The organism is Paeniglutamicibacter sp. Y32M11, assembly GCF_019285735.1.
In the GTDB taxonomy this organism is placed as follows: Bacteria; Actinomycetota; Actinomycetes; order Actinomycetales; family Micrococcaceae; genus Paeniglutamicibacter.
On record NZ_CP079107.1, the window covers coordinates 134814 to 158985 of the forward strand.

The 24172-nt window shown below is 60.2% G+C and carries 28 protein-coding genes and 3 tRNA genes; 21 read left to right on the plus strand and 10 right to left on the minus strand.

Annotation, left to right across the window (positions count from 1 at the left end):
* From KUF55_RS00615 to KUF55_RS00625, 3 genes are all read right to left on the minus strand, one after another.
* The gene (locus KUF55_RS00615; protein ID WP_218817678.1) at positions 1-1437 is read right to left on the minus strand and encodes an amino acid permease; all 1437 of its coding nucleotides are present in this window, start codon (positions 1435-1437) and stop codon (positions 1-3) included.
* Positions 1430-2509, minus strand: coding sequence for a histidinol-phosphate transaminase (gene hisC / locus KUF55_RS00620; protein WP_218817679.1), 1080 nt, complete (start codon positions 2507-2509; stop codon positions 1430-1432). The genes KUF55_RS00615 and hisC overlap by 8 nt, the downstream gene beginning before the upstream one ends.
* Positions 2510-2650: 141 nt before the next feature.
* On the minus strand, positions 2651-3226 hold the full coding sequence (locus KUF55_RS00625) for an Lrp/AsnC family transcriptional regulator (protein WP_218817680.1): 576 nt from the start codon (positions 3224-3226) through the stop codon (positions 2651-2653).
* Between the two features lie 94 nt (positions 3227-3320).
* Here KUF55_RS00625 and KUF55_RS00630 point away from each other — a divergent pair, with 94 nt between their 5' ends.
* Together KUF55_RS00630 and KUF55_RS00635 are read left to right on the plus strand one after the other, a co-directional pair.
* Positions 3321-3959: an alpha/beta hydrolase gene (locus KUF55_RS00630; protein WP_132364084.1), complete on the plus strand. Its 639-nt coding sequence runs from the start codon at positions 3321-3323 to the stop codon at positions 3957-3959.
* 157 nt (positions 3960-4116) lie between these two features.
* Entirely contained in the window at positions 4117-4575 is a 459-nt protein-coding gene (locus KUF55_RS00635) for a DUF2871 domain-containing protein (RefSeq protein WP_218817681.1), read from the plus strand.
* A 98-nt stretch (positions 4576-4673) separates the two neighbouring features.
* On the opposite strand, the gene KUF55_RS00640 is transcribed toward KUF55_RS00635, so the two are convergent.
* A complete protein-coding gene (locus KUF55_RS00640; RefSeq protein ID WP_255557199.1) occupies positions 4674-5024 on the minus strand; it encodes a PLDc N-terminal domain-containing protein in 351 nt (116 codons plus the stop codon).
* A gap of 221 nt (positions 5025-5245) precedes the next feature.
* Here KUF55_RS00640 and KUF55_RS00645 point away from each other — a divergent pair, with 221 nt between their 5' ends.
* Entirely contained in the window at positions 5246-6067 is an 822-nt protein-coding gene (locus KUF55_RS00645) for a hypothetical protein (RefSeq protein ID WP_132364090.1), read from the plus strand.
* Here the strand turns inward: KUF55_RS00645 and KUF55_RS00650 are convergent.
* Positions 6064-7335, minus strand: a complete 1272-nt coding sequence (locus KUF55_RS00650) for a DUF445 domain-containing protein (protein ID WP_218817683.1) — start codon at positions 7333-7335, stop codon at positions 6064-6066. The genes KUF55_RS00645 and KUF55_RS00650 overlap by 4 nt on opposite strands.
* A gap of 116 nt (positions 7336-7451) precedes the next feature.
* Between KUF55_RS00650 and KUF55_RS00655 the strand changes: the two genes are divergently transcribed.
* From KUF55_RS00655 to KUF55_RS00695, 9 genes are all read left to right on the plus strand, one after another.
* Positions 7452-8312, plus strand: coding sequence for a glycerophosphodiester phosphodiesterase family protein (locus KUF55_RS00655; protein WP_218817684.1), 861 nt, complete (start codon positions 7452-7454; stop codon positions 8310-8312).
* 55 nt (positions 8313-8367) lie between these two features.
* Entirely contained in the window at positions 8368-9039 is a 672-nt protein-coding gene (locus KUF55_RS00660; protein ID WP_132364096.1) for a hypothetical protein, read from the plus strand.
* Positions 9040-9114: 75 nt separating this feature from the next.
* Complete coding sequence (locus KUF55_RS00665) at positions 9115-9840, plus strand: AzlC family ABC transporter permease (RefSeq protein ID WP_255557200.1); 726 nt, start codon at positions 9115-9117, stop codon at positions 9838-9840.
* On the plus strand, positions 9837-10151 hold the full coding sequence (locus tag KUF55_RS00670) for an AzlD domain-containing protein (RefSeq protein ID WP_218817686.1): 315 nt from the start codon (positions 9837-9839) through the stop codon (positions 10149-10151). The genes KUF55_RS00665 and KUF55_RS00670 overlap by 4 nt, the downstream gene beginning before the upstream one ends.
* Before the next feature lie 107 nt (positions 10152-10258).
* Positions 10259-10564, plus strand: coding sequence for a thiamine-binding protein (locus KUF55_RS00675; protein ID WP_218817687.1), 306 nt, complete (start codon positions 10259-10261; stop codon positions 10562-10564).
* 5 nt (positions 10565-10569) lie between these two features.
* On the plus strand, positions 10570-11259 hold the full coding sequence (locus tag KUF55_RS00680) for an O-methyltransferase (protein ID WP_132364566.1): 690 nt from the start codon (positions 10570-10572) through the stop codon (positions 11257-11259).
* Positions 11260-11331: 72 nt separating this feature from the next.
* The gene (locus KUF55_RS00685) at positions 11332-11853 is read left to right on the plus strand and encodes a GNAT family N-acetyltransferase (protein ID WP_255557202.1); all 522 of its coding nucleotides are present in this window, start codon (positions 11332-11334) and stop codon (positions 11851-11853) included.
* Positions 11837-12724, plus strand: coding sequence for a spermidine synthase (locus tag KUF55_RS00690; RefSeq protein ID WP_370630935.1), 888 nt, complete (start codon positions 11837-11839; stop codon positions 12722-12724). Before KUF55_RS00685 ends, KUF55_RS00690 begins: the two co-directional genes overlap by 17 nt.
* A gap of 58 nt (positions 12725-12782) precedes the next feature.
* Positions 12783-13916, plus strand: a complete 1134-nt coding sequence (locus KUF55_RS00695; protein WP_218817689.1) for a class I SAM-dependent methyltransferase — start codon at positions 12783-12785, stop codon at positions 13914-13916.
* An 89-nt stretch (positions 13917-14005) separates the two neighbouring features.
* Here the strand turns inward: KUF55_RS00695 and KUF55_RS00700 are convergent, their stop codons facing one another.
* The gene (locus KUF55_RS00700; protein WP_132364106.1) at positions 14006-15472 is read right to left on the minus strand and encodes an NCS2 family permease; all 1467 of its coding nucleotides are present in this window, start codon (positions 15470-15472) and stop codon (positions 14006-14008) included.
* 169 nt (positions 15473-15641) lie between these two features.
* Between KUF55_RS00700 and KUF55_RS00705 the strand changes: the two genes are divergently transcribed.
* Positions 15642-16613, plus strand: coding sequence for a universal stress protein (locus KUF55_RS00705; protein ID WP_132364108.1), 972 nt, complete (start codon positions 15642-15644; stop codon positions 16611-16613).
* An 82-nt stretch (positions 16614-16695) separates the two neighbouring features.
* Here KUF55_RS00705 and KUF55_RS00710 read toward each other — a convergent pair whose 3' ends face one another.
* Both KUF55_RS00710 and KUF55_RS00715 read right to left on the minus strand, forming a co-directional pair.
* Positions 16696-18393: an NlpC/P60 family protein gene (locus KUF55_RS00710; protein ID WP_218817690.1), complete on the minus strand. Its 1698-nt coding sequence runs from the start codon at positions 18391-18393 to the stop codon at positions 16696-16698.
* A 797-nt stretch (positions 18394-19190) separates the two neighbouring features.
* A complete protein-coding gene (locus KUF55_RS00715) occupies positions 19191-19550 on the minus strand; it encodes a metallopeptidase family protein (protein ID WP_255557205.1) in 360 nt (119 codons plus the stop codon).
* Between the two features lie 199 nt (positions 19551-19749).
* On the opposite strand from KUF55_RS00715, the gene KUF55_RS00720 reads away from it, so the two are divergent.
* From KUF55_RS00720 to KUF55_RS00755, 8 genes are all read left to right on the plus strand, one after another.
* Positions 19750-19822: transfer RNA gene (locus tag KUF55_RS00720), tRNA-Glu, on the plus strand.
* A gap of 80 nt (positions 19823-19902) precedes the next feature.
* A tRNA-Asp gene (locus KUF55_RS00725) sits at positions 19903-19976 on the plus strand.
* A 55-nt stretch (positions 19977-20031) separates the two neighbouring features.
* Positions 20032-20107 (plus strand) — tRNA-Phe (locus tag KUF55_RS00730).
* A 240-nt stretch (positions 20108-20347) separates the two neighbouring features.
* Positions 20348-20785 carry an Asp23/Gls24 family envelope stress response protein gene (locus KUF55_RS00735; protein WP_132364114.1) on the plus strand — a complete coding sequence of 146 codons (438 nt, stop codon included), beginning with the start codon at positions 20348-20350 and terminating at the stop codon, positions 20783-20785.
* On the plus strand, positions 20782-20973 hold the full coding sequence (locus KUF55_RS00740) for a hypothetical protein (protein ID WP_168152065.1): 192 nt from the start codon (positions 20782-20784) through the stop codon (positions 20971-20973). The genes KUF55_RS00735 and KUF55_RS00740 overlap by 4 nt, the downstream gene beginning before the upstream one ends.
* Entirely contained in the window at positions 20970-21329 is a 360-nt protein-coding gene (locus KUF55_RS00745) for a hypothetical protein (RefSeq protein ID WP_218817691.1), read from the plus strand. The genes KUF55_RS00740 and KUF55_RS00745 overlap by 4 nt, the downstream gene beginning before the upstream one ends.
* Positions 21329-21904, plus strand: coding sequence for a hypothetical protein (locus tag KUF55_RS00750; RefSeq protein WP_218817692.1), 576 nt, complete (start codon positions 21329-21331; stop codon positions 21902-21904). The genes KUF55_RS00745 and KUF55_RS00750 overlap by 1 nt, the downstream gene beginning before the upstream one ends.
* Positions 21901-22515 carry a hypothetical protein gene (locus KUF55_RS00755; RefSeq protein ID WP_218817693.1) on the plus strand — a complete coding sequence of 205 codons (615 nt, stop codon included), beginning with the start codon at positions 21901-21903 and terminating at the stop codon, positions 22513-22515. Before KUF55_RS00750 ends, KUF55_RS00755 begins: the two co-directional genes overlap by 4 nt.
* Positions 22516-22533: 18 nt before the next feature.
* Here KUF55_RS00755 and KUF55_RS00760 read toward each other — a convergent pair whose 3' ends face one another.
* Positions 22534-23532, minus strand: coding sequence for a YdcF family protein (locus KUF55_RS00760; protein ID WP_255557206.1), 999 nt, complete (start codon positions 23530-23532; stop codon positions 22534-22536).
* Between the two features lie 70 nt (positions 23533-23602).
* The gene (locus KUF55_RS00765; protein WP_218817694.1) at positions 23603-24106 is read right to left on the minus strand and encodes a MarR family winged helix-turn-helix transcriptional regulator; all 504 of its coding nucleotides are present in this window, start codon (positions 24104-24106) and stop codon (positions 23603-23605) included.
* Positions 24107-24172 lie beyond the last annotated feature (66 nt).

Here is a 24172-nt window from a genome sequence, read left to right on the forward strand (position 1 = left end):
CTAGGACGCGCCGTGGTGTTCGGATTCCTCGGTGCGCTGGGCCGCGGAGTCGTCCCCGATGCTCACCGCCGTGCCAAGGCGCTGAGAGCGGCGCTGAGCCAGCGCATTAAGCACACCAATGACAACGGTGAGTCCTAGGGTCATCAGCAACTGTGTCCGGCTGGCCGGATCAAAGAGGGCCAGGACCACGATGCCTGAGAGCATCAGCAGCGCCAGAATCGACAGATAGGGGAACAGTGGCATGCGGACCGGCAGGTGGATCGAGGGATCTCGGTCGGCACGAATGCGCAGGATCAACTGCGAGAGGGCAATGAATCCCCAGGTGACCAACAGCGTGGAACCCACCGCGTTCAGCAGCATCGGCATCACCACATCGGGTGCCACGTAGTTCATCACCACGGCACCAGAGCATAGGATGACCGACGCGGCCACGGCGACATAGGGGTTGTTGCTTCGACTGCGTCGCTGGATCACGCGCGGGGCAATGCCACGTTCGGAAAGCGAAAGAAGCATGCGCGAGGCGGCATAGATGTTCGCGTTCATCGCCGAGAGCAGGGCAACGACCACCACCAGGGCCATGATCGAATCGATCCACGGGATGTTGGCAAAGGTGAGCACCGCGACGAACGGGGATGCGGCAAGCTCCGGCGACGTCCAGGGCAGTACCGAGACCATCACTAGAGCGGAGCCAACGTAGAAGACCAAAACTCGGAAGAGCACTCCACGCACGGCCTTGCGGATAGAGGTACGTGGGTCATCACTTTCCGCCGCGGCGATGGCCACTATCTCGATACCGCCAAAGGCGAAGATGACCATCAGAAGTCCGGCACACAGGCCCACCACGCCGTTAGGCAGGAAGCCGCCGTTGGCCACCAGGTTGGAAATCCCCGTTGCTTCAACACCGGGTATTAATCCGAAGACCAGCGCGATGCCCACGGCCAGGAATGCCATGATGGCGGCGACCTTGAGGAAAGAGAACCAGTACTCGAATTGGCCGAAGCGTGCCACATTGGCCAGATTCACCGCGGTCAAAAGGGCAACAAAGATCAGTGACCACGTTCCCTGAGAAACATCGGGGAACCAGCTTCCGACGATGGCAGCGGCTCCGGTAGCCTCGGCCGCGATCACGATGACGCCCTGGATCCAGTACAGCCAGCCGATGATGGCCCCGGCATTGGGACCCATGGCCCGGGTGGCATATACGGAGAATGAGCCCGAGGACGGGTTGGCGGCAGCCATCTCACCGAGCATGTTCATGATCAAAATGACCAGCAGCCCCGCCAAGGCGAAGGCCAAGATGACGCTGGGGCCGGCGACGGCCACGGCTTGCCCCGACCCGATAAACAGGCCGGCTCCAATGGCGCCCCCGATGCCCATCATGGTGATTTGTCGGGTACTCAGACTGGTGGTCTTGGGTCGGGCGGTGGTGTTAAGCATGTGTGGACGCTTCCTGCAGTGCGTTGATCACGGCACTAGCGATGGCATGGTTGGCCTCGGGGGAACCGATGGAAATGCGAATGCCTTCCCCGGCAAAAGCGCGCGCCCAGATCCCCGCGGCGCGAAGTTGTGTATCAACGTCTTCGGTTGCTGCCCCGGTGGGTAGCCAGATGAAGTTGGCTTGTGAATCAATGACGTTGATATCGGCAGCGTGCAGTGCGTTCTGCAGAGTTTCGCGTGCCTGGATGAGCTCGTTGATGCGCAGCTGCAATTCATCTTCGTGCTCGAGGCTGAGGACGGCAGCGCGCTGGGCGAGGGCACTGACTCCGAAGGGAACGGCTGTCTTGCGCAGGTTTGCTGCGACCTGAGGTGGTGCCACGGCATAGCCGATGCGCAGGCCGGCCAGCCCATAGGCCTTGGAGAAAGTGTGCAGCACCGCGACGTTGGGGTAGCGGCGGAAGAAGTCCAAGCCCACGGCCGAATCCGCATCGGTGTTGAAGTGGACGTAGGCCTCGTCGATGACGACCAGCACGTGGGCTGGAACCTTCGCCATAAAGGCGTCAACCGATGCGGTATCCACCACCGTACCGGTGGGGTTGTTGGGGTTACAGATGAAGATCAGGGCGGTGCGTTCGGTGATGGCCTCGGCCATGGCCACCAGATCGTGGCCGCCGTCGGCATCCGAGGGAACCATCACCGGGGTGGCCCCCGCGACATGGGCGAGGATGGGGTAGGCCTCAAAGGAGCGCCAGGCGAAGATCACCTCGTCGCCGGGATTTGCCGTCCCGTGAATCAATTGACCGGCGACCTCAACGGATCCCGCACCCAGGGCAATGCATTGGGCCTCGACGTCGAGCCGGCTGGCCAGGGCACCGATCAGTTCGGGGGCCGCGGCATTCGGGTACTGGTTGATGGTGCCCAGCTCGGCAGCCATCCCACTCATCACCGATTCGAGCGGAGGGTAAGGGTTTTCGTTGGAGGAGAGCTTAAAGGCCTTCTCGCCCTGCCCCGGTGTTGCTCCCTGCTTGTATGCGGGGATGGCTTGCAGGGATGTGCGCTGGACAATGCTCATGGGTGGTGCCTCCAGAAGAGTAAATCGCTTGCACGTCGCCGGTGACGTGACTCACATAAGCTAAGGAAGTCTGCCCAATCGGGTCAACCGCACCACAAAACACCGCACAGGATGTACATAAGGAGCAGCTCGCGGCGCGGATTACTGGACATTCTGTCCACTGTTCTTTCCGGCTGCATTCAGCCTACCGCCATTGCGCAGCGAGTCGATTCGCTCCTCCTGCGCCGGCTCGGCTGCTGTTTCCAGGCCCTGTTGTGCGGCCTCCCTAGCCAAGGGGATGATCCTGTTCTCGAAGTGGGATGCCAGAACGATGGAGGAGGAGCTTCTGTCCATGCCCTCGGTGGCGGAGATCGCATCAAATACCCGCTGAAGATCAGCGGTGGATCGAGCAACAATCTTCACGAGGAAGTCACTGGATCCCGAAACCGTGTGCAGTTCGAGAATCTCCGGGATCTGGGCAAGCTTTTCGGCCATGCCTGAGTGCCCGAGATTTTGTTGGATCCGCAACGAGCAGAACGCCGTGACCGGGTATCCCATGGCGGCGGCATCGATGTGTGGGGCGATGCGGGTGATGACACCCGACTCGTGCAAGCGGTTTAGGCGATTTTGTACGGTTCCCCGGGCAACGCCCAGACGTTTGGAACACTCCATGACCCCAATGCCCGGAAAATCGGTATACAGCTCGATCAGGGACACATCCAACGAATCGATTCTCATGCGCCCCAGTATGCGACGCCTCGGATCACGAGCGCGAATCGATGCCGGATTCTCTACGGAACTTTTGGCCGGTGCGAGCCGCTAGATTGGTTTTATGGATGAGGGAATCTACTCACGGCCCGAAGACCAGCGCGCGGGCACCGACCTGGTGGTCGTTTTGCATGGTTATGGTTCAAACCCCGAACGTATGCTCGGCTGGTTCGATCAGCTGCCGGCCACCGCCACCGGTGTTGCGTTGCGCGGGCACATGGATGTCGGGGGCGATCACGGGTGGTTCCTGTTGGACTACTTCCTGACCAATGATTTTTCCCAGGTGGTCGCGGCCGCCCAAAAGGTCCTTGATTGGCAGGATCTGTACGCACTGGGTTATCGCACCATCAGCCTGCTGGGCCATTCCCAGGGCATGGCGATGGCGACAACCTTGCACCGACTGCGACCCGGAAGCTACGCCACGATCGTGGGGCTCAGCGGCTTCGTGCTGTCCAACGAACTGCTGTCGCTCACAGATGTTTCACCGGAGGAAGGAACTGGTGTCCCGTTCTTCTGGGGACGGGATCCCTATGATGTGGTGATCAATTCCGCTGCAGTTGCATATACGCGTGAGTGGTTGCAGGAAAACACGACACTGACGGCACGCACCTACCCGGAAATGGGCCATGGTTTCGGTCCCGACGAACGCCGGGACGTACGAAGTTTCTACAAGCATTACCTGCCTGGAGACCGTGCGTCCTGATGTTGCGAGCCGGGCCGCAGGATCAACCGGATGGTTGATCCGGGAGAGGTCATCACCGGGCAAAGTGAGAGGTATAAAGCGGTCGGGCCCAAGCCCGAGGGGCCCTGACCGCCGAAACCTCATCACCCGGGCAGTACCGACAGGAATAACACTCACCATGTTGAGATTGATGTATACGGCCTTTGCCTTTGGAATCAGCGGAGTCCTCTCCGGTCTCTACTACCGAGAGCTGACGAAGTTTTACGACTTTACAGACCGCTCGGCTTCCCAGCTGCCACTGGTCCATACCCACCTGCTGGTGCTGGGGTTCATGTTCCTGCTCATCGTCTTGGCACTGGAGAAGCTCTTTTCCCTCTCCGTCGCCGCGCCGCGGGCCTTTTCCTGGTTCTACTGGATGTGGACGCTCGGTGTGGCTCTGACCGGCGCGATGATGCTGGTGAAGGGAACACTGGTGGTGCTGGATGTTGATGCTAGCTCGGCGGCCTTCGCTGGCATTGCCGGAATGGGGCACATCGCGCTGAGCGTTGGGGTGGTGCTACTTTTCGTTTCATTGCGTGCGGCGGTGCGCAATACTCAAACCAGCGCGTTGCCCGCGACCGTGCGAGTAGGTCGCTAACAACCCTTCTCAGGCGGACTCAGGCAGACAGAGAGCTGGAGTGGCAATATTCAAATGTGATTGCCGCTCCATATCAGCCTGAAGGCCCTAGCCTAGGCCTAGGCGAGGGCCTTGGCCTTAAGAATGCCGAATTCGGCTTCCGTGATCGTTCCAGAATCTAGAAGTGACTTGGCTTCGAGGATCTGTTTGGCCGGATCGCTTGTTCCTGTGACCGAACGAAGGTAGTCCGTGGTGCTGTTGGCGGCTTGCTCGGCACGGGATTGCTGACGCAGGGCCATCCCGCTACCGCGTAACACCAGATAGACGAGCGAGGTCAGCACAGGCAGTGCGATGAGTAAAAGAATCCACAGTGCCTTGATCCAACCGCTGAGATCCGAATCCCTAAAGAGGTCGCCGACAATTTGGAACATCACCACCAGGTAAGACAGGAAGAAAAAGATAACGATCATTGACCAAAGCGTTTCTGCGAAATTCACGGGGTGACCTTTTCGTGGGAGCGGAAAACCTGATGGAGTGGGGTGAGAATTCCAGCGTATCTATAAAACAGTAAAGGGAAAGGTTTTTACGGTTTTAGTTTTGCCCAGCAAATGGTCAGCCAGGGATTGTTTACTTATGCCGAGCGAAAATTTCGTTTTCTGTAGCCACCCAGTGCCGATAGAGTCGGAGCAGGATGAAAAAGAACCCCATTACCTCCAGTGTCATTGGTCCCAACGGCAAACCCGCTCCTGGGCTTCAGGGTGCCATTATGAAGGCAGTCAGCGTTCAGCGGCCCCTGGTTCTGGCCTACCTGCGCCGCTTACGCCGCAAAAACCCCACCTTCACCGCCGCTGAACTCGCCAAGATCGTTGAACGGGACTACCTGCTCACCATCACCGGGTCCGGAGCTGCCGTGGGTGCCACGGCAGCTATTCCAGGTGTCGGAACCGTAGCTGCGTTGGGCTTCTCCGCCGCCGCAACCGTCGGTTTCCTCGAAGCGAGTGCACTCTATGCTCAAGCGCTCGCCGAGTTGCACGGGATTACGACCGAAGATCCAGATAAATCACGGCTGCTGGTCATGGCCATTCTCATGGGTGATGAGGGAAGCTCGATGATTTCTGCGCTAACCCATCAGGTCGCGGGTCGTGGTTCAGGCCCCGTCAAGGGGTGGGCAGCGATGTTTGGGGCCAACAAACAGTCCAGCCTATGGACGACCATGCAAGGCACCATGCAGCGGACCTTCATGAAGAAGATGCTCGCCACGCAGGGGGCCTCGATGTTCGGTCGGCTGGTTCCCTTCGGAATCGGAGCTGCGGTAGGTGGCTTCGGCAACCGATTCCTGGGCAAGAAGGTAGTTGAAGCCGCGGGGTTGGCCTTTGGCAGCATGCCCACCAGCATCCCCGGGCTATTAGCCGGAGAGTTGGAAGCGGGAACAGCGCTCGCCGAGGTTGAGGCAGACATCGAAGCAGAGCGCAGCCGCCGCGCGAGCAGCCTCGGGACCGGCGAAGAGCGCTAACGCAGTAGCGCGTTGGCCAGGCTGAAAATTACCAGGCCGGCCAGGGAGCCGACGACCGTACCGTTGATGCGGATGAACTGAAGGTCTCGGCCCACCTGCAACTCGATCTTTTCGCTGGTTTCCTTTCCGTCCCAACGTGCAACGGTGTCGGTGATCAGCGACGTGATCTGCCCCCGGTAGTTCTCCACGACGTAGCCCACCGCGTTGAGCGCCCAGATATTGACCTTGAGGGCCAGGTGCTCATCGTCGTGCAATCGCGAGCCAAAGTCGCGGATGGCGGCAATCAACGAACGGCGAAGCTCAGACTCGGGGTTCTCCATGGCGTCAACGAGTGCTGCCTTGATCGAGGACCAGCTGGTCGCGGCCAACTCGCGCAGTTGGGCGTCGCCCAACAATGAGTGTTTGAGTGCCTCGACCCGCTCGATCATTTCTTCATCCGATTGCATGTCCGTGGCGAACTTTTCCAGCCACGTATCGATGCTCAGGCGCAGAGAATGCTCGGGATCGTTGCGGACTCCTTGGACGAACTTCTGGGATTCCCGATAAAGCTTTTCGCCCAACAAGGTATCAACCACGGAGGGAACCCACGAGGGGGAGCGCTCGGATACCAAGGAAACGATCATGGATCGGTTGGCGGTTACCCATTGCTCGGCCCGTTCGGCCAAAAGGTCCACCGCAGGTTTGTGATGCCCGTCGATGATGACCCGCTGCATGATCCGACCCAACGTTGATGACCACTCGGGTGCGAGCATGTGCTTTTTGGCCAGCGACTCCAGAAGGGCCAATACGTCACGATCATCGAGTACCTCAAGCACGGCTCCCACGGCTGTAGCAACCTCCTGGGCGACCCGGGTGGCTGAATCCTCCTTGGCTAGCCATCCTCCGGCGCTACGGGCGACATCAAATTGCTGAAGCTTCGTCTCGATCACGTCGCGGGAAAGGAAATTCTCCTGAACAAACTGTCCCAGGCTCTCGCCAATCTGGTCCTTCTTCCGCGGGATGATCGCGGTATGCGGGATTTTTAGGCCTATCGGGTGCTTAAAGAGTGCCGTCACCGCAAACCAGTCGGCCAGTGCGCCCACCATGCCGCCCTCGGCCGCGGCACGCACATACTCCAGCCACGGATAACGCCCCTGCAGGGCGAAAGCCACGGCGAAGATCACGGCCATGATGATCAAAAGGCCCGTGGCAAGGCGTTTCATCTTTCGCAGGGCGACTGCCTTGGCTGCGTCGTTGACAGCGGCCAAGCCGAATCCGGATGACGTCATGGGTAGTGGCTCCCTCTGCCTGGACGGCGTGATCGGACAGGATTCAACGATAGTTCACCATCGAGTTGGCGCGGCACACGGCGCGGGAGCTAGCGGCCAGCGGTAGCGTAAAAGGCATGCGAACCCTTGTTTACGCCCACCGCGGATCATCGAAGGCCTATGCAGAAAACACCCGTGCCGCCTACCAACAGGCACTTGCTGACGGTGCCGATGGCATCGAATGCGATATTCACCTGAGCTCCGATGGCTTTGTGGTGTGCCATCACGACCCGACTGTTGATCGGACCTCGAACTCCAGTGGAAAAGTCGGCGAAAAGACTCTCGCGGAACTGCGAGCGATGGATTTTTCCTCGTGGAAGAACTCGGAGATTCCCGCCACCTACGGTTCAATTCATGAGCAGTTGGTGACCCTCGGTGAACTTGTCGGGCTACTGCGGGCGGCGGAGCGCTCGGTGGGGCTGGCTGTTGAGATTAAGCACCCGAGTCCCTTCGGCCGTGGGCTGGAGGACGCCATGTTGTTGGAGCTTGAAGCACTGGGTTGGGATGCGAAGACCTCCATGGTGGGAGAGGTCTACATTTCATTTATGAGTTTTGACCCAGACTCGGTGCGATACCTGATGGAAAGAATTTCTCCCCAACACCTTTGCCAGTTGGTTACCGAGGTTGATGAGGATTGGATCGAGGAGCTGATCAAGGCGGGTGACAAAGACAGGGCGGCGGTGGCCGAGGTGCTGGCACAGGCCATGACCGACGGTGTTGAACTTCTTAATTCCGGGGCCCCACAACTGGCTGGCCCGGGAATTGCCTACGTGCGTAAATACCCGGAGGTGACCGGACAATGGCTGGAACGCGGTGCGACCTTCCGTGTGTGGACAGTGGATGAGCCCAGCGACGCCAGCTATCTTGTGGGGCTCGGAGTCACCCAGATCACCAGCAATGTTCCCGCACTCATCAAAAAACACCTCGGGCTCGCCTAGTCGCGATCCAACGGCTCGGGCGGCTGTGCCCAAACCAAAGGCATAGACTTTTCGCGTGAAACAACTGAACGCATATTTTTCCGACACGTACCTCTTCGCAACAGCAGCCACTGTCATCGCCGCGGGCAAAGACGACGCCGGTGAATCCTGGATCGCCGTGAGTCCAAACATCTTCCACCCTCGTGGTGGCGGTCAGCTCGAAGACAGCGGAACCGTGGAGGATCGCGAGGTCACCGTGAGCCGCCAAGACTCAGGCCTCGTAGTGCTCAGCGGCGCCGGCACGTACACCGTGGGAACCGTGGTGAATACCGCGATAGACCCCGAAAAGCGCCTGCTGCACGCGGCGCTACACACCGCAGGACACCTGATTGGATTCATCGGGGAGCAGCGTGGCTGGGAGCACAGTGGTCACAGCCACTTCCCGGGGCAAGCTCGGCTGGATTTTGACCCCGCCTCGGTGCCCGAGGACTTGAGTGTTCCCGAATCCCGAGGCACCCTCATCGCCGAGCTCCAAGATCGATTTGTCACCCTGGTCGGTACCAGGGCGGCGGTGACCAGCAGCCTTGATGAGGCGGGAATCCGCACGGTGGTCATCAACGGGGTTAATGCCGAGCCCTGCGGTGGTACCCACGTCAGCGATCTGGGGGTACTGCAGGACGTCCGGATCATGGAGGCCAAGATCAAACGCGGCACTCTCAAGGTTCGCTACGAGGCATCCCACGCATAAAATCGCCGAACTCACCCCGGCCCGGGACCAGCGCTTGTCCTGAGCCCGGGCGGATCAATGACTAGGCTAGAGATCGTGCCATCAACATTTTTTACCCCCGCAACCAAGATCGGCCTATCCATCTCGGTTGCCACTGGGCTGTACGCCATCTCCTATGGGGCGCTCGGTGTTGCAGCTGGCCTGAACGTATGGCAGATCGCCGCGCTGAGTCTGCTGATGTTCACCGGCGGCTCTCAATTCGCCTTCATCGGAGTTATCGCGGGAGGCGGAAGCCCGGGGGCAGCTTTTGGCGCGGCAACTCTCTTGGGCGTCAGAAATGCCGTTTATGGCATGCAGGTCAAATCCATGATCAGGCCACGAGGTTTAAAGAAACTACTGGCGGTTCAACTCACTATCGATGAATCCACCGCCACGGCCGCCGGACAAGGTGAACCCGCGGAGCAAAAGCGTGGTTTCTGGGTAGCTGGCATGGGTGTATACATATTGTGGAATATCTTTACTATTGTCGGCGCGCTCCTAGGTGACGCCATGGGGGATCCGAAAACCTGGGGTCTTGACGGCGCTGCCGTCGCAGCATTCTTGGGCCTGCTGTGGCCCCGCTTGAAATCGTCGGAGCCAATCGCCGTCGCCTCGGTGTGTGCCTTGGTCACGGTCCTGGCCGTCCCATTGGTGCCGCCGGGCGTGCCGATCCTTGTTGCTGCGATCGTGGCCGGCGTGTGGGGGTACTTCGGACGCGGTCCCTCCGACGAAGGACTCGAACCGGACGTCAAACCGCGCGGCACTCGAGGGGAAATCGCATGAGTGGGCTCTGGTGGTGGATTCTTGCCGGGTGCGCCGTGGCGTACGGAACCAAACTTTTGGGCTATCTGGTTCCGGAACGGATTCTCGAAAACGAGCGAATGACCCGCGCTGCCGGAACCCTGACCATTGGGTTGCTGGCGTCATTGACCCTCGTTAACACCGTGGCCACCGGGACCTCGGTGGTCTTTGACGCGCGGATCGCCGCACTGGTTGCTGCGGGAGTCGCCCTGCTGCTGCGGGCTCCGTTCCTTGTGGTCGTCATGGTGGGTGCCGGAGCTGCTGCCCTGTCGCGCTATCTGGGGTGGGGCTAAAAAGCTCGGCTCTCTCGGGATGTCGAGCGGGGGATTAAGCGTAGTTCCATGACGTTTTGGTGACACGCGCGGGTGACATGTTGGTGCCACGGTGGCACAGTGGAAGCATGATTGTTGCATTTTCGCTAGCGCCCAGTACCGACAACACCGACGGGTCGGTCCACAACGCGGTTGCCGCTGCGGTCAAGGTGGTCAGGGACTCCGGACTACCCCATTCCACCACGTCAATGTTCACCGAAATTGAGGGCGAATGGGATGAGGTAATGGATGTCGTCAAGCGCGCGACCGAGGCCGTGTCCGCCTATGGATCCAGGGTTTCACTGGTTCTCAAGGCCGATATCCGCCCGGGCTACACCGGCGAATTACGCGGAAAAATTGACCGTCTAGAAAAGGCCATCAGCGAGCAGGAGTGATCATGATGGAGCCCCCAACCGAACCGGTAACCCCGACCGACATCGACGCCTATTTAGTCGCAAAGCTGCTAGAACCGGATCCCGCCATGGCAGCCGCCCGGGAACTCGCAGAGCGAGAAGGTCTGCCACATATCGAAGTCAGCGAACTGCAGGGTAAGTTCCTGATGCTCCTGGCGCAGATGTCTGGCGCCAAACGAGTGCTGGAAATCGGAACCTTGGGCGGGTACTCCACGACCTGGCTGGCCCGCGGTGTTGGCGCAGATGGGCACGTGACCACGTGCGAGTTCGAACCGCTACACGCGCGGGTGGCCGCGGATAATCTGAAAGCCTGTGGGGTGGGGGATCGCGTTGATATTCGTATCGGCGCGGCCCGGCAGACACTCGACGCGATGTTGGCCGAGGATTGCGAACCGTTCGACCTGATCTTCATCGACGCGGACAAGGAAAACAATCCACACTACATAAACTCCGCCATTATGCTCGGCCGTCCCGGAACTGTGCTGGTGGTCGACAATGTGGTGCGGTCCGGCGCGGTGCTGCATGTTGGTGACGCGCTGAGCGATGCCGGACGATTGATCAACGGAGTGCGCGCCGGAATTGATCGCCTAGCGGCGGACCCGCGCGTGGACGCCACGGCGCTTCAAACGGTGGGGGCCAAGGGCTGGGACGGGTTTGCCCTCGCTTTGGTGCGTTAAGACACGCGGATCGGGCGGGAGCTTCATCACCGTTTTCGTCCGCAGGGTACACCAGCACATAGGCTTGCCCCTGTGACTACAGAGCCCTACGCCATCCGCCTCGCTACGCCCGAAGATATCCCCGCAGCATTGGAGATGAAGCTTCGCGCCTGGGAAGAGACCTATTCCGACCAGCGTCCGGCCTCCTTCTTCGAGAATGCTCGTGCCTCGCTGGAGAAACAAGCCGACTGGTGGACCCGTGGTTTAGCCCAGGGTGCCGAACTGTGGATTGCTTCCACCGCTGACGGTGAGGTGGTCGGTGTTGCAGGGGGCGGACCCGCCTCCGACGACGATGCAGATACGGGTATCGGCATCGAACTGCAGCTGCTCTACGTGCTGGCGCTAGCCCACGGCACGGGCCTCGGCGCGCGACTTCTGGAAACGGTACTCGGCCAACGCGACGCTGTGCTCTGGGTATTGGAGAACAACCCGCGCGCCCAAGCTTTCTATGCCAAGCAGGGCTTCGTGGCCGACGGCCGCGTTGAGGCCCTGCTGGATGACTGGGCAGGGCTCAACGAGGTCCGGATGGTTCGGCGCGGTGGCACTCGTGGCTAAGGGCAAGAACAAGCGGACCAAGAACAATGCCGCGGTTCTTGTCGATGCCCCCGCGGCACCTGAAGACGGCCCGCTCGAAGGCATTTACCCCATCGACACCGGCACAGCCGAACTGGAACGCGACCCCTATTCGCCCACCGGGTGGTTACTGCGGATCAACGATGTGCCCTCCTCCCATGTGGACCTGGCAGCGCCGGGACACCTCGATTTCGAGTACATGCGCTGGATCGCCGCACTCATCCGCTCTCGCTTCAACCCGGGGCAGATTGAATCTCAGGGCTATAAGCTCCGTGCCCTACATCTGGGCGGTGGGGCTTGCTCCATGGCTCGCTGGGCCGACGACACGTACCCCAACGCCCGGCAGCTGGTGGTGGAGCTCGACGGCAAGCTCGCCGCCTTGGTACGGGCCTGGTTTGACCTGCCGCGTGCGCCATTGCTGCGGATCCGGGTGGGTGAAGCCGGCGAGGTATTGGGCACGCTCACCGAGGCCACCCGCGATCTGATCATCCGTGACGTTTTTGCCGGCGACCAGACACCCAAGGACCTGACCACGCTGGCCTTCACCGCCCAGGCGGCCCGAGTGCTGGATACCGATGGCCTGTACATCGTGAACTGCGGGGACACTCCCGCGCTGGAAAACGCCCGCCGCGAGGCAGCCACCATCGGTACGGTCTTTAAATACGTGGCCATCGTCGCGGACCCGACCATGCTCAAGGGCAGGCGCCACGGCAACGTGATCATTGCCGGCTCCAACGCACCGATCCCGGCCGGTGCCGTATTCATCCGCGAACTGCTCGGTGGTGGGGTTCCGGCACAACACTGGGATGACACCACGGTGCGCGCCTTCGCGCGCCACACCGTCGCCAGCTAGCCAGCTACCCACCCCCCCGCACCTCACCACCACGTCGAGCAGGAGCTCCAGCGCCGTCATGAACACCCCCATCACAGTTTCCTGGAGCGTCGAGGGCCAGGAGCGCACCGCGCTTTGGTCCTCATCCAACAACGCGGCACCGCCCAAAAGCATCCTGCCGGTTGATGACACGTTGGGGGCCGACGACGCCTACAAGCTGGCCACCTCCGGCACCGGCATGCTGTTCACCGGGGATTACCACAATGCCCGACAACTGCTCAGCGCCATCTCACGCCGAATCCCGGACGGAGCCAAGGCCAAGCGCAAAACCGCACCGCTATCCACCGCTGAGCGCTTCTACAAGTACCGCCAGGCGCGCACACACCGGGCTCGGATCCTTTCCATGCTGCTCGTGCCCCTCGGCGCCGGCCCTGCCGTGTCGCTGCGTCGGGCGCCAGATGTTACCGAGGCCTGGACCAACGCCTTCGGTCACCTTGAGTCCGATGCGGTGGTGCCGTTGCAGGAATTGCTTGGTGCCATCGGCGCTCAACAGTGGCGCTCCACCGGATTACACATCGCGGCGCTGGATGCCAAGATCCACCCGCATTACGGCACTTTCGCCCCGATTCGGGGGGAGTACCTGGAACTGGTCGCTCGAGCGGAGCTGCCCGGATTGGGGCTGGGCTTTGACATCGGCACCGGCACGGGCGTGCTGGCAGCGATTCTTGCCAAGCGTGGTGTGGAACGGGTGATCGGCACAGATTCGCAGGATCGCGCGATCGCCTGCGCCACGCAGACGTTCCAAACGCTGGGCCTTGAGGACAGGGCCGTGGCCATCAAACAGGACATGTTCCCCGAGGGTCGGGCGGATGTTGTGGTGTGTAACCCACCGTGGTTGCCGGGCACCCCCGCCACACTCCTTGACTACGCGATCTATGACCCGAAGTCCGCGATGCTGCGAGCCTTCCTCAAATCCCTCCCCGAGCACTTGGTGCCCGGTGGCGAAGGCTGGCTGGTCATTTCCGATCTGGCCGAACGGCTGGGACTGCGCAGTCGCGACGAGCTGTTGGGGTGGATTCAAGCCGCTGGACTGGTGGTGCTGGGACGCGATGACACCGTCCCATCCCATGGCCGTGCCGTGGATGCCTCCGACCCGTTCCATGCTCAGCGTTCAGCCGAAGTAACCTCGCTGTGGAGACTTGGCGTGAAGTAGCCAACGCATGCCACGAAAAATGCTGCGGGCCGTGGGGAACTTTTGTTCCCCACGGCCCGCTGCATTTGTCCTGCGTTTGGGTGCTCTAATTAGACGCCCATGGCCTGTTCGATGACTCCAATGCCGAAGAAGAGCACGAAGGCTGCTGCAACTGCCCACATCAACGGGTGAACTTCGCGGGCACGGCCCTGGATGGCGCGGATGAACACGAAGGATACAAAGCCAGCACCGATGCCGTTGGCAATCGAGTAGGTGAAGGGCATCAAGACGAAGGTCAGGAATGCGGGGATGGCCACGCCCAGGTCGTCCCATTCGATCTTCGAGACGTGGGAGATCATCATGAAGCCGACAACAACCAGGGCCGGAGCCACTGCCTCGAACGGAACCAGGTGGATCAACGGGGTCAGGAACATCGCGGCGATGAACAGCACGCCGGTGACGATCGAGGCCAGTCCCGTGCGGGCACCCTCGCCGATCCCCGCACCGGATTCAACATAGATCTGGTTGGACGAAGCCGAGGCGCCGCCGCCAACAACTGCACCCAGGGCATCTACCAAGAGCACCTTGTCAACGTCCGGGATGTTGCCATCCTTATCGACGGTTCCGGCCTCGTTGGACAGGCCCACCATGGTGCCCATGGCGTCGAAGAAGATCGAGAGCAGGATGACGAAGGCCAGCAGCAGTGCGGAGGTGGCGCCCAGTGTGCTGAAGGCACCAAAGAGATTGGCCTGCCCCAGTAGGGAGAGATCCGGCAGCGCCCATTCGGGCAGTGCCGGGGCCACCAACGACCAGCCCTGCGGGTTGGCGGTGGTTCCGTCGAAGGAGGGGCCGATCTTGAAAACTGCTTCAAGGATGTTGGCCAGGACAGCGGAGACCACAATGCCGATCAGGATGGCCCCACGTACCTTGCGCACTACCAGTGCCACGGTGAGCAGCAGTCCGACGACAAAGACCAGGATCGGCCAACCGGTCAGCGCACCGTCATAGCCCAGGCCGACGGGTACGGTGGTTCCTGCTGCATCGGGGATACGGCGTACGAAACCGGAGTTGACCAAGCCAATGAGGGCAATGAACATACCAATGCCCACCACGATGGCGGACTTCAGGCTCTGCGGTACCGCGTTAAACACCGCGGTACGGAAGCCGGTGAGGACCAGCACCAACATGGTGAGGCCGGAAATGACAACAAGACCCATGACATCTGGCCAAGTAAGGCCCGGGTTGGTGGCAACCGTGACGGCAATAAAGGCGTTGACGCCCAATCCCGCGGCCATGGCGAAGGGGTGCTTGGCCCACGCGCCCATCAGAATGGTCATCACGCCGGCGACCAATGCGGTTACGGCGGCTACACGGGCGGATCCCAGAGAGTCACCATTTGAATCGGCTCCGGCGAGGATCAGTGGGTTGAGCACCACGATATAGCTCATGGCGAAGAACGTTGCGAAGCCGCCACGGATCTCACGCGAGTAGGTTGATCCACGTTCGGTGACCTTAAAATAGCGGTCCAGACGTGACACTTCAGTCTTGGGGGGCAGGGTCTTTTGCTGAGAGGGCATAGGGGAATTGTAGTTCGGCCTTACGCCTCTAGGCGAAAATATCGCCGAGAAATGCGCCACGCTCATCGATAGATAGACCCACGTCACACAGTGGTGAACAATGGGTGTGTGGGGCCTCACGTGAGGAAGCCCGCGATGACTCAGTCCGTGACACGAAGGAGTGAAGACGATGAGTGAAAACAATAGGGCCCAGGGTGACGCCGAGGCTATCGAGGGAATTGTTGTCGGTGTTGATGGTTCCGACCAGGGCCTGTGCGCCCTGAAGTGGGCCGCTGAAGAGGCTAAGCGCCGAGGAAGTGTGCTGAACATCGTCACTGCCTATACGATCCCGGTTTTCGCTGCATCCTCCATGGATGCCGGCTATGCCACTCTTGACGATCAAATGATCCGTAACGGCGCCGAGGAAGTGGTTCGTCAGGCGCGGGCCACGATCACGGATGAGGGTCTCACGGTCCGCACCTACATCGAGTCGGGCGACCCGGCGGGCGTATTACTTGATTTGAGCAGCACAGCTGAGCTCGTGGTGGTGGGCACCCGTGGCCGCGGAGGATTTGTCGGAAGGCTGCTCGGCTCGGTATCCAGTGCGCTTCCGGCCCATGCAAAGTGCCCCACCGTCGTGGTCCCGCTGTATGTGTCCAAGCGCGACGATAACGCCGTCCAGGTGCTGGATCGGATCGTCGTTGGTGTTGACGGATCGGACCGAGCGCGATTGGCCGTGCTGGTCGCCGCCGAATTGGCCGCCACCCGGGGATTGGCCCTGCGCGTTGTGTGCGCCTTGGCTCCCATCAGCGGAGCGCTGGCCTGGATGCCGGCAACGGTGGATCAGGAGGCCGTCACAGCCGATGTGCGCCACCAGATGGGCATCGGCAAGGCCTGGCTGCAGAGTTTGTTCCCAGACCTTGAGATCGAGACAGACGTGATCGACGGATCCCCGGTGGAAATCCTAATCCGCGAATCCCAAACGGCCCAGCTTTTGGTGACGGGTTCCCGTGGCCGCGGTGGTTTTGCCGGCATGCTACTGGGCTCGACCAGCCAGGGTGTGCTGCACCACTCCAAGGGCCCCGTCATGGTGGTACCGGACGGGGAGGACCCGCGCTTGGCTACCCGTCAGGAGTTTGAGGACAGGGCTAACGGCGCCTAATTAAGTCCGACTCAAATCCAATAAAGGAGGTCCTCGCAACCAATGGTTGCGAGGACCTCCTTTTGGGTAGGGAAGCTATCCCTTAGTACCGTGCCGCGTAGGAGTGCAGGTTGTTGACCCAGCTCAACGGCGTCACCGAAATGCCAGAGGCGGGGTTACGTGCATGCAGCACCTGACCGTTGCCGAGGTAGATGGCTACGTGATAGAACGAGCTACCGCCGTTGGAAGACGAGAACACCAGATCCCCACGCTGCAACTGGCTGAGCGGAATATGCTGCGGGGCCGAAGCATATTGCTGTGACGATGTACGCGGCAGGCTGATGCCCGACTTGGCGAATGCGGCCTGGGAGAAGGACGAGCAGTCGAAGTTGTTTGGGCCGTTTGCACCAAAGATGTAGCCCTTGGAACTGTCGTTGGCGATCATGGTGCCCCAAGAAATGGCGGCGTTGTAGTTGCCAGATGACGAAGGGGCATCGGCCTCTTGAGTCGGCTCCGGCTTTGGCTCCGGCTTCGGAGTGGGCTTCGGCGTCGGCTTAGGGGTTGGTTTCGGCTCTGGCTTGGGCGTCGGCTTTGGAGTTGCCTTCGGCTTTGGCGTGGCCTTGGGCTTCGGTGTAGCTTTCGGCTTCGGCGTTGCCTTGGGCGTCGGGGTTGCCTCGGGAGTGGGGGTGGCCTTCGGCTTTGGTTTTGCCGTTGCTTTTGGTTCCGGAGCCTTCGTTGGTTCCGGTGCTTTGGTCGGTTCTGAAACCACTGTCGGTTCCGGAACCGGGGCAGGCTTGAGAGTTTGAGGCTCGGGGTCCGGTACAGATACCTGCGGTGCCTTCGGTTCTGCGGCCTTGGGGACCAATGTTTGCTTCTGGTCGGTCGGATCCGGAACAGCTGGCGGGGCAGCCAGGGGCACTACCTCGGTGGTGTCCGTTTCCTTGATCGTGAGCGGGGCCGCTTGGGGCATGTTGTCGATTAACGACTGTAGCCGTTCGGCCTCGGCGTCAGCTTCCTTGGCGGCAATGCGCTCGGCTTCCTTCTGAACATCAACCTCGTGGAGGAAGGCGAGCTGACCAATGATCTCTGCGCGCAGCTTCTCCTGTGGCTCAACGGAGCCCTGGTAGCTGGCGAGTGTAGTAGATGCTGTGTCGGCGGCCGTGCGCTGGGCTGCGGTAGCTTCGTCGGCGGCAGTGGCTGCTTCCGAGGCGTAGTCCTGCCAGGCGGTCCACAGCGCTGCAGCATCCTCGGCATTGCTGACGGTTTGCGTTCGGTTGGCGCTCAGCGCATCCATGGTGGAGGCCTTGTAGAGAACGTCGTTTTCTTTGCCGTCTTCCAACATGGTGGTCACGCCGGGGCTCACGCCACCATTGCGGTACACGTCCGAAGCTAGGGCGCCCACGTCCTTCTTGCTTGTGAGCAGGTATTCGGTGGCCTTGCTGGCTTCGGCCTTCGCGTCGGCTGCAATCTGGGTGCGTTTAGCAACCAGTTCATCTGCCGCCAGCAAATTATCCTGAGCGTCTAGCGCTGCGGCTTCGGCAGTGATGATATTTTGGCGTCCGGATTCAATTCCGGATTCAAGCTGTGCAACTAACGCTTTCAGTGCTGCGGGGTCGGATTTGGCGGCTTCGAGCTCTGCCTGCGAGGGCAACGACGAATCGTTGGCGCCGGGCGATGCCAATACGGTGACCGAACCGGGTGTGGTCAGCGGTGCTGCAGCTGCCGGGAGTACGCCCGTAAAGCAGGTGGCTGCCAGCGCGATTGCGCACGCAGCAACGCCTAGTGTTTCCCTGATTGCCATGCCGTGTAATTCCTTACCGCGGCGATCCGTTTGTAGTTCTCCAGAATGTGCGAGAAGTATGGCCAGAACGGTGTGGCCTGATCGCTGCTACCTATAGCACCCTATGGGATAACTATTCACACTGGCAACAGCAGTAACAACAAAAATTACAATAACATCCGTGTAATTATACCGAGATCTTCCGTATATATACGGGTGTAATGGACAGTAATGTAGCGGCCCTACTCGGATCATTCATAGTCAGAGCGGAGTGTCGGGATCGTCGTCGCGAGCGCTCGAAGCAACCAAATAGCGCGTTTAGCGACGGCTCAGCTAATCAAGGATGTTACGAATGCATGCACTATTCATCTTAGGTAGCGAGATTTTGGCCGCTTGTTTGCGGGCAGAGCTTCGACGACTGCTCCCGATGTGCAGCGCAACCTAATAAAAGCCGTCCAGCGGTTGATCGTTAGCTTTGCCTGCGCCGAGTTGCTCTAGCACTGCGACCTGAGGTCTCACTGCAGACTTTTGCCACCCCTGACCAGCACCTGCCCGGAGTAACCCGGAGAAGTTGAAATAGGTCGGGCGGCCGGGCTCAGAGGGGTATTCGTCTCTGCAGTCCGCAGGGATATCCTGGGCCCACGTTATTGAGCGGTTGGCTTGACCGGTGCGCGCTCTAGGGTCGGCCCGGATCATGACAGCGGAGGACGCCATGCGGCTTCAGGAGCAAGGTCCTCAGCGGGTTAGGGTACATCGCGGCTCTAGCGCCCTGCGGGTCAAAGGACTCTGCGTTTTGCCGGGACGAGACCGGTAGTCTGCTAACCCCAGCCGAGTTGGTGGAGCCTGTCGTCGTCGATGCCGAAGTGGTGGGCGATTTCATGGACGATCGTTATGCCGACTTCTTCCTCAACCTGTTTCTCGGTTGAGCAAATTTCGAGAATCGCATCCTTGTAGATGGTGATTCGGTCAGGCATGGCTCCGGCGCCCCACCCCGAATCGCGGTCCGTGAGAGCAGTGCCTTCATAAAGCCCTAGGAGTTTGGTGTCGGGATCTTCGCCCGGAAGCGGGGTGTAGGCGTCTTCGATGAAGATTGCGACGTTTTCCATCATGGACAGCAACGCTGCGGGTAATTGGCCCAGAGCGCGTTCGGCCACCAGTTCAAACTCATCTTCGGTCATTGTGTACCCCATGTCGTGAACTCTACCCAGCATTTGTCGACTTTTCTCGCGGTTACGCGAAGGGAGGTGTTGCCCCGAAAATCAGGGAAAAACCGACCGTGTCGAGCGTCACTGCCGTTTCGTTTTGCGCGCTGGGAAATTTACCCCTATAGTTATTTGAGTCCACTGCGGCGGAGAAATCCAACGCGGTGGTTCCTGAGCCCCCATCGTCTAGCGGCCTAGGACACCGCCCTTTCACGGCGGCGGCACGGGTTCGAATCCCGTTGGGGGTACGCATGAAACCTGGATTATGCGAGAGCGAAAAGCTCTGGTAGAGTTCTTGTCTTGTGAGCGAGGGAGACTTCGCGAATAAGGCCCTGTAGCGCAGTTGGTTAGCGCGCCGCCCTGTCACGGCGGAGGTCGCGGGTTCAAGTCCCGTCAGGGTCGCTTTGGTTTTCTGGTTCGCCAGAAGATCGGGTGATCATCTAGCCTGATGATGCCAGGCTCTGTAGCTCAGTTGGTAGAGCGTTCGACTGAAAATCGAAAGGTCACCGGATCGACGCCGGTCGGAGCCACCATCTAAAGCCCTCTTGGAAACAAGGGGGTTTTTGCTTTAACTATGCGAATGTCGAAAATAGCACCTATATATAGGTATCGATAGTCGGCATCGCTTTGAGTCCGGTTTGCGCATCGTCCCACGATTTTCGCGGCGCTGACCACCGTTCCCGCGAAATAATTCTAGCGACGTCCGTCACGTTCGGTTGTAGGCTGGGATTAAAGCCGAGGAACGAGCGGCAAGCGCAGAGGGGGCCGTAGTCATGGAGCGAACAGAACTAGTGCACAACGTGCCCGAGACTGAAGTCAGCGGAACAACCAAAATCACCGATCTGGCCGTAGCGAAAGTTGCTGCGGCAGCCGCACGCGGAATTTCAGGCGTACATGCAATGGGTTTGGGTACTTCTCGAGCTCTTGGTGCCTTGCGGGGCGCGGTTGGCTCCTCCCAGGAGCCGGCTCATGGCGTCAGTGTTCAGGTGGGCACCCGGCAGGTGGCAATCGACGTAGTGCTCACCGCGCGTTACGGCGTAAATCTTCACGAGTTGGCCGCAGCCGTTCGCGAAGCAATCTTCACCGCAGTACAGGAACTGACCGATTTCGAAGTCATTGAGGTCAATATCGAAATCGGTGACGTGTACATCCCGTCGTCCCGCTCGGGGTCCGAGAAAATGCGCGAAACAACAGTGGAAGGTTCGGCATGAAACCAACACTTATCGGAGCACTGCTAGGAGCCATCTTGGCCTGGGCCGCGCTGAGCTATGGAGTAGGCGGGTTCCTGCTCATGGCGCTGTTCATGGCACTGGGTGCCCTATTGTCGCGGATTGCCGGTGGCAGAGTCGATTTTCGCGCCGTGCTCGACGCGCTGACTGGCCGCCGATCCTCGTCATGAGTGAACAATCTTTGGCCCGGGTGCCCGTATCGGTTCCACGCGCTGGATACACGAGGGTCAGCGCCCAAGCGCTGACCGGAACCGCTCGTGCCGTGGCGGCGGAAATCTTTGGGGTTGACCCGGTATTGGTACGAGCTTTCTTGCGTGACGACGCCGGATATCTGGCACTGACCATCCATACGCCGCTCCCTTTGGGCGAAACCTCAGGTGGGGCTGGCCTCCCGGTGCTTGATCGAGTCCGTGCTTGGCGCGGCACCATCGGTGAGCGATTTAGCAACCTCACCGGCTCCCTCGTCAGTCAGGTTGACGTTCGAGTCACCGGGGTCATCGCAGCGGACACGGATCGGCGACGCTGATGGTCTCAAAACTAGACGAAATTCGTGAACGGGAGCTCACCAGCGGGCGGTCACCAGCTGTGCTCATCGGAGCCATAATTGTCATCCTGGTCTGTCTCTATGCCTTATTCGAGGCGGCGCTCAAAGCACTCGGTCAGGAGCCGATGGTGGCCGCTCCCGAAACGTGGTGGAGCTGGATTTCGAGCATGCCTGGCGCCACGGAACCTGCGGCGCTAGCTCTCTTGGGTCTGGGCGTCGGTCTCATTGGTTTGGTCCTGCTGAGTCATGGTTTGCGCCGAGGTCGACGTGCCCGGCACAGCCTGGCCTGTGAGGATGCGATATTGATCGTTGATGATCAGGTACTGGCCGCAGGGCTGGCGCGCCGTGCGAGATCCGCGGCAGGAGTAGGACCGGGGCAGGCGCTGGTCACGGTGCACCGGGAACGAGTTGAGGTGCAGCTGAGTCCAACCTCGGGATCACCTATCGATCCGGCAAGCATCGCGGCAGCCATAGAGGACGAGCTGCGTGCCAACCTGGTTGAACCGCAACCTCAGGTCCACATCAGAGTGTCCTCGAGCGGGGTGATTGGCCAATGAACCAGACGCCGCGACTGCTGAACCGGATCCTACTGATTCTGATCGGGTTCCTTCTGCTACTTTGCGGAGCGCACCTGATGCTGACGGCACTTGCTGCCGATTATGCCCAGCGCTGGCAGGTCATCGCCTCGGGAGCGGGCGCCTGGTTCGGCAATCTGCTGACGACTAACACGCTACCGGGGCAAAAGGACTCCTGGGTCTGGATCGTGATATCCGCGTTCCTCATCTGCATCATCCTGGTGATGTTGTGGTGGATAACCGTGCAGGGTCGGGGGCGCGGGGGCGACTATGTCTCAAAGTACTTTGCCGATGAGAATACTCCCGGTCGCATTGAGATTTCCCCCAACGCAGTGGATCAAATGCTCAGGCACTTTTTGGGCAAGCGCAGCGACATCATCTCGATCAACATTAGCGTGTGGAATCTGTTGCCGGAGGCGGGGCTACGCGTGAAGGTGCAACCGCGCAAGGGTACAGCGCCGGGCCCGTTGGGTCGTGATGTCGCCCGAGCAGCTCGGCTTGCTCAGGACGCACTGGGTGTTAGTGGCCCGGTATTGGTCTACGTGGTGGTCGGGACGCGCTCGCGCTTCGCGAGAACCGAACGGGTGATCTAGGACGGCAGGGGCGTCGGGCTACTGATTGTTGATGATCGCCATAACCAGAAGCGCTGTCATCGCCATAAACGGCAGGAAAAGTATGACGTGCAACCACTTATGCTCAACCAGCACTGCCGCGTATTCGCGCAAAAAGGCACTGGGCAGGTAGTACTTAGCCGTGGGAGAGCCGACGACCTCGGCATCAATCTTCAGCCGTCGGGCCAACAGGGCTGCGCGCAGTACATGGTAATTATTGGTGACAGCCAGCAGGGGCCCGCTGCGTCCGGCCTGGGCAAAGAGCTTTGCGGAGAGGTGCAGGTTCTCTTCGGTGTTCACTGCTTGATCCTCCACCACAATGTCCTGCCCGGCAGCCCCTGATTCGAGGAGGTACTCGGCCATGGCCGAGCCCTCGGCAGTGGGTTCGTCGTGGCCCTGACCCCCAGAGGGAATCAGCAGCGGGCGTGGTGTGGTGCTTTTGTAGATTTCCAACGCTTTGTCCAAGCGGCTACGCAACAGCGGTGGAACCTTGCCATCGATGAGTCGAGAACCAAGCACCACGATCCCTTGCGGTGTTTCCGTGAAGCGCATGCGCCCGTAGGCGAGGGCATAGGCCAGAAAGACCACGAACACGACTCCGAAGTAGCTGCACAGGAAAAAGAGCAGGGCCGCAAACCCGACGGCCCACGGATTCAGCGTCAGGACCAGCAGCAGGGCGAAGATGGGCAGGAATATCAGCAGTAGCCCCAGCAAAAGCGAGATCATGTTACCCAACCGCCGTCCCTCCGACTTGAACATCACCACGCCGTTATGAATGAGGGCGGCAGAGAGGGTCAGAACTGCGACAGGCGCCAGCGCGAGAACGGCGAGGAAGAGGTATTCCGCACCCGGAACCCACTGGGAAAGCAGCCGGCCTATTTCTATCAGCAGCAAATAGCAGGCGGCGACCAGTACCACTCCGTTGCGCAGCATCCGGCGGTCCCGGTGGCGTAGATAGAAGTACAGGGCAAAGAGGAGTGCTGGTGGAATGAGTGACACATCATCGAGACTACCAAGACGGGGAAGATCGTCTTGATAGTGCGGCGTTGATGTCGCCACACCAAAGTGTTCAGGCTCGCGGGAGGCCCTCATGGTGCTCAAGCAGCACTCGGAGTAGGTCTTCTAGATGAGAAATCTGCTGGGAATCCATGACCGAAAGCATGGCTTTTTCGTGCGCAACGTGATCTAGAAGTGCGGCATCGATCAGTTCCAGGCCCTGCGGAGTCAGCGCGACACGAATTGTGCGTCGGGAGTGCGGATCTGTCTCGCGCGTAATGAGCTTCTTCGCCAGGAGGCGGTCAAGCCTGTTGGTGATAGCGCCCGAGGTGACCATGGCGCTCTCGGCGAGCTGGCCCGCGGTTAGCCCGATCGCTACGGTGTCGGCGCGCAGCAGCGTAGCGAGGATGTCAAACTCTCCCGGTTGCAGTCCATGGCGGCTGAAGACGGTGTGCTGTTCCCGCTCGAGGAGTCGGGTCAAGCGGGAAAGTCGTCCCAGGATCCCCATGGGACTGACGTCAACGTCGGGTCGAGCCGTTGACCACTGATCCAAAATATTGTCGACGCTATCTGCCACCGTCTACCTTTCAGCGTTGAACTATTTGACGATGCAACTCTACCAGCGTAATCTTCTTAACGTTCA

Coding starts and splice junctions, on each gene's coding strand:
- KUF55_RS00675 (WP_218817687.1), top strand. CDS start 10,259: ATGATTGTTGCATTTTCGCTAGCGCCCAGTACCGACAACACCGACGGG.
- hisC (WP_218817679.1), bottom strand. CDS start 2,509: ATGAGCATTGTCCAGCGCACATCCCTGCAAGCCATCCCCGCATACAAG.
- KUF55_RS00615 (WP_218817678.1), bottom strand. CDS start 1,437: ATGCTTAACACCACCGCCCGACCCAAGACCACCAGTCTGAGTACCCGA.
- KUF55_RS00700 (WP_132364106.1), bottom strand. CDS start 15,472: ATGCCCTCTCAGCAAAAGACCCTGCCCCCCAAGACTGAAGTGTCACGT.
- KUF55_RS00705 (WP_132364108.1), top strand. CDS start 15,642: ATGAGTGAAAACAATAGGGCCCAGGGTGACGCCGAGGCTATCGAGGGA.
- KUF55_RS00695 (WP_218817689.1), top strand. CDS start 12,783: ATGAACACCCCCATCACAGTTTCCTGGAGCGTCGAGGGCCAGGAGCGC.
- KUF55_RS00740 (WP_168152065.1), top strand. CDS start 20,782: ATGAAACCAACACTTATCGGAGCACTGCTAGGAGCCATCTTGGCCTGG.
- KUF55_RS00745 (WP_218817691.1), top strand. CDS start 20,970: ATGAGTGAACAATCTTTGGCCCGGGTGCCCGTATCGGTTCCACGCGCT.
- KUF55_RS00735 (WP_132364114.1), top strand. CDS start 20,348: ATGGAGCGAACAGAACTAGTGCACAACGTGCCCGAGACTGAAGTCAGC.
- KUF55_RS00630 (WP_132364084.1), top strand. CDS start 3,321: ATGGATGAGGGAATCTACTCACGGCCCGAAGACCAGCGCGCGGGCACC.
- KUF55_RS00635 (WP_218817681.1), top strand. CDS start 4,117: ATGTTGAGATTGATGTATACGGCCTTTGCCTTTGGAATCAGCGGAGTC.
- KUF55_RS00755 (WP_218817693.1), top strand. CDS start 21,901: ATGAACCAGACGCCGCGACTGCTGAACCGGATCCTACTGATTCTGATC.
- KUF55_RS00710 (WP_218817690.1), bottom strand. CDS start 18,393: ATGGCAATCAGGGAAACACTAGGCGTTGCTGCGTGCGCAATCGCGCTG.
- KUF55_RS00655 (WP_218817684.1), top strand. CDS start 7,452: ATGCGAACCCTTGTTTACGCCCACCGCGGATCATCGAAGGCCTATGCA.
- KUF55_RS00625 (WP_218817680.1), bottom strand. CDS start 3,226: ATGAGAATCGATTCGTTGGATGTGTCCCTGATCGAGCTGTATACCGAT.
- KUF55_RS00645 (WP_132364090.1), top strand. CDS start 5,246: ATGAAAAAGAACCCCATTACCTCCAGTGTCATTGGTCCCAACGGCAAA.
- KUF55_RS00715 (WP_255557205.1), bottom strand. CDS start 19,550: ATGACCGAAGATGAGTTTGAACTGGTGGCCGAACGCGCTCTGGGCCAA.
- KUF55_RS00640 (WP_255557199.1), bottom strand. CDS start 5,024: ATGATCGTTATCTTTTTCTTCCTGTCTTACCTGGTGGTGATGTTCCAA.
- KUF55_RS00670 (WP_218817686.1), top strand. CDS start 9,837: ATGAGTGGGCTCTGGTGGTGGATTCTTGCCGGGTGCGCCGTGGCGTAC.
- KUF55_RS00680 (WP_132364566.1), top strand. CDS start 10,570: ATGGAGCCCCCAACCGAACCGGTAACCCCGACCGACATCGACGCCTAT.
- KUF55_RS00650 (WP_218817683.1), bottom strand. CDS start 7,335: ATGACGTCATCCGGATTCGGCTTGGCCGCTGTCAACGACGCAGCCAAG.
- KUF55_RS00750 (WP_218817692.1), top strand. CDS start 21,329: ATGGTCTCAAAACTAGACGAAATTCGTGAACGGGAGCTCACCAGCGGG.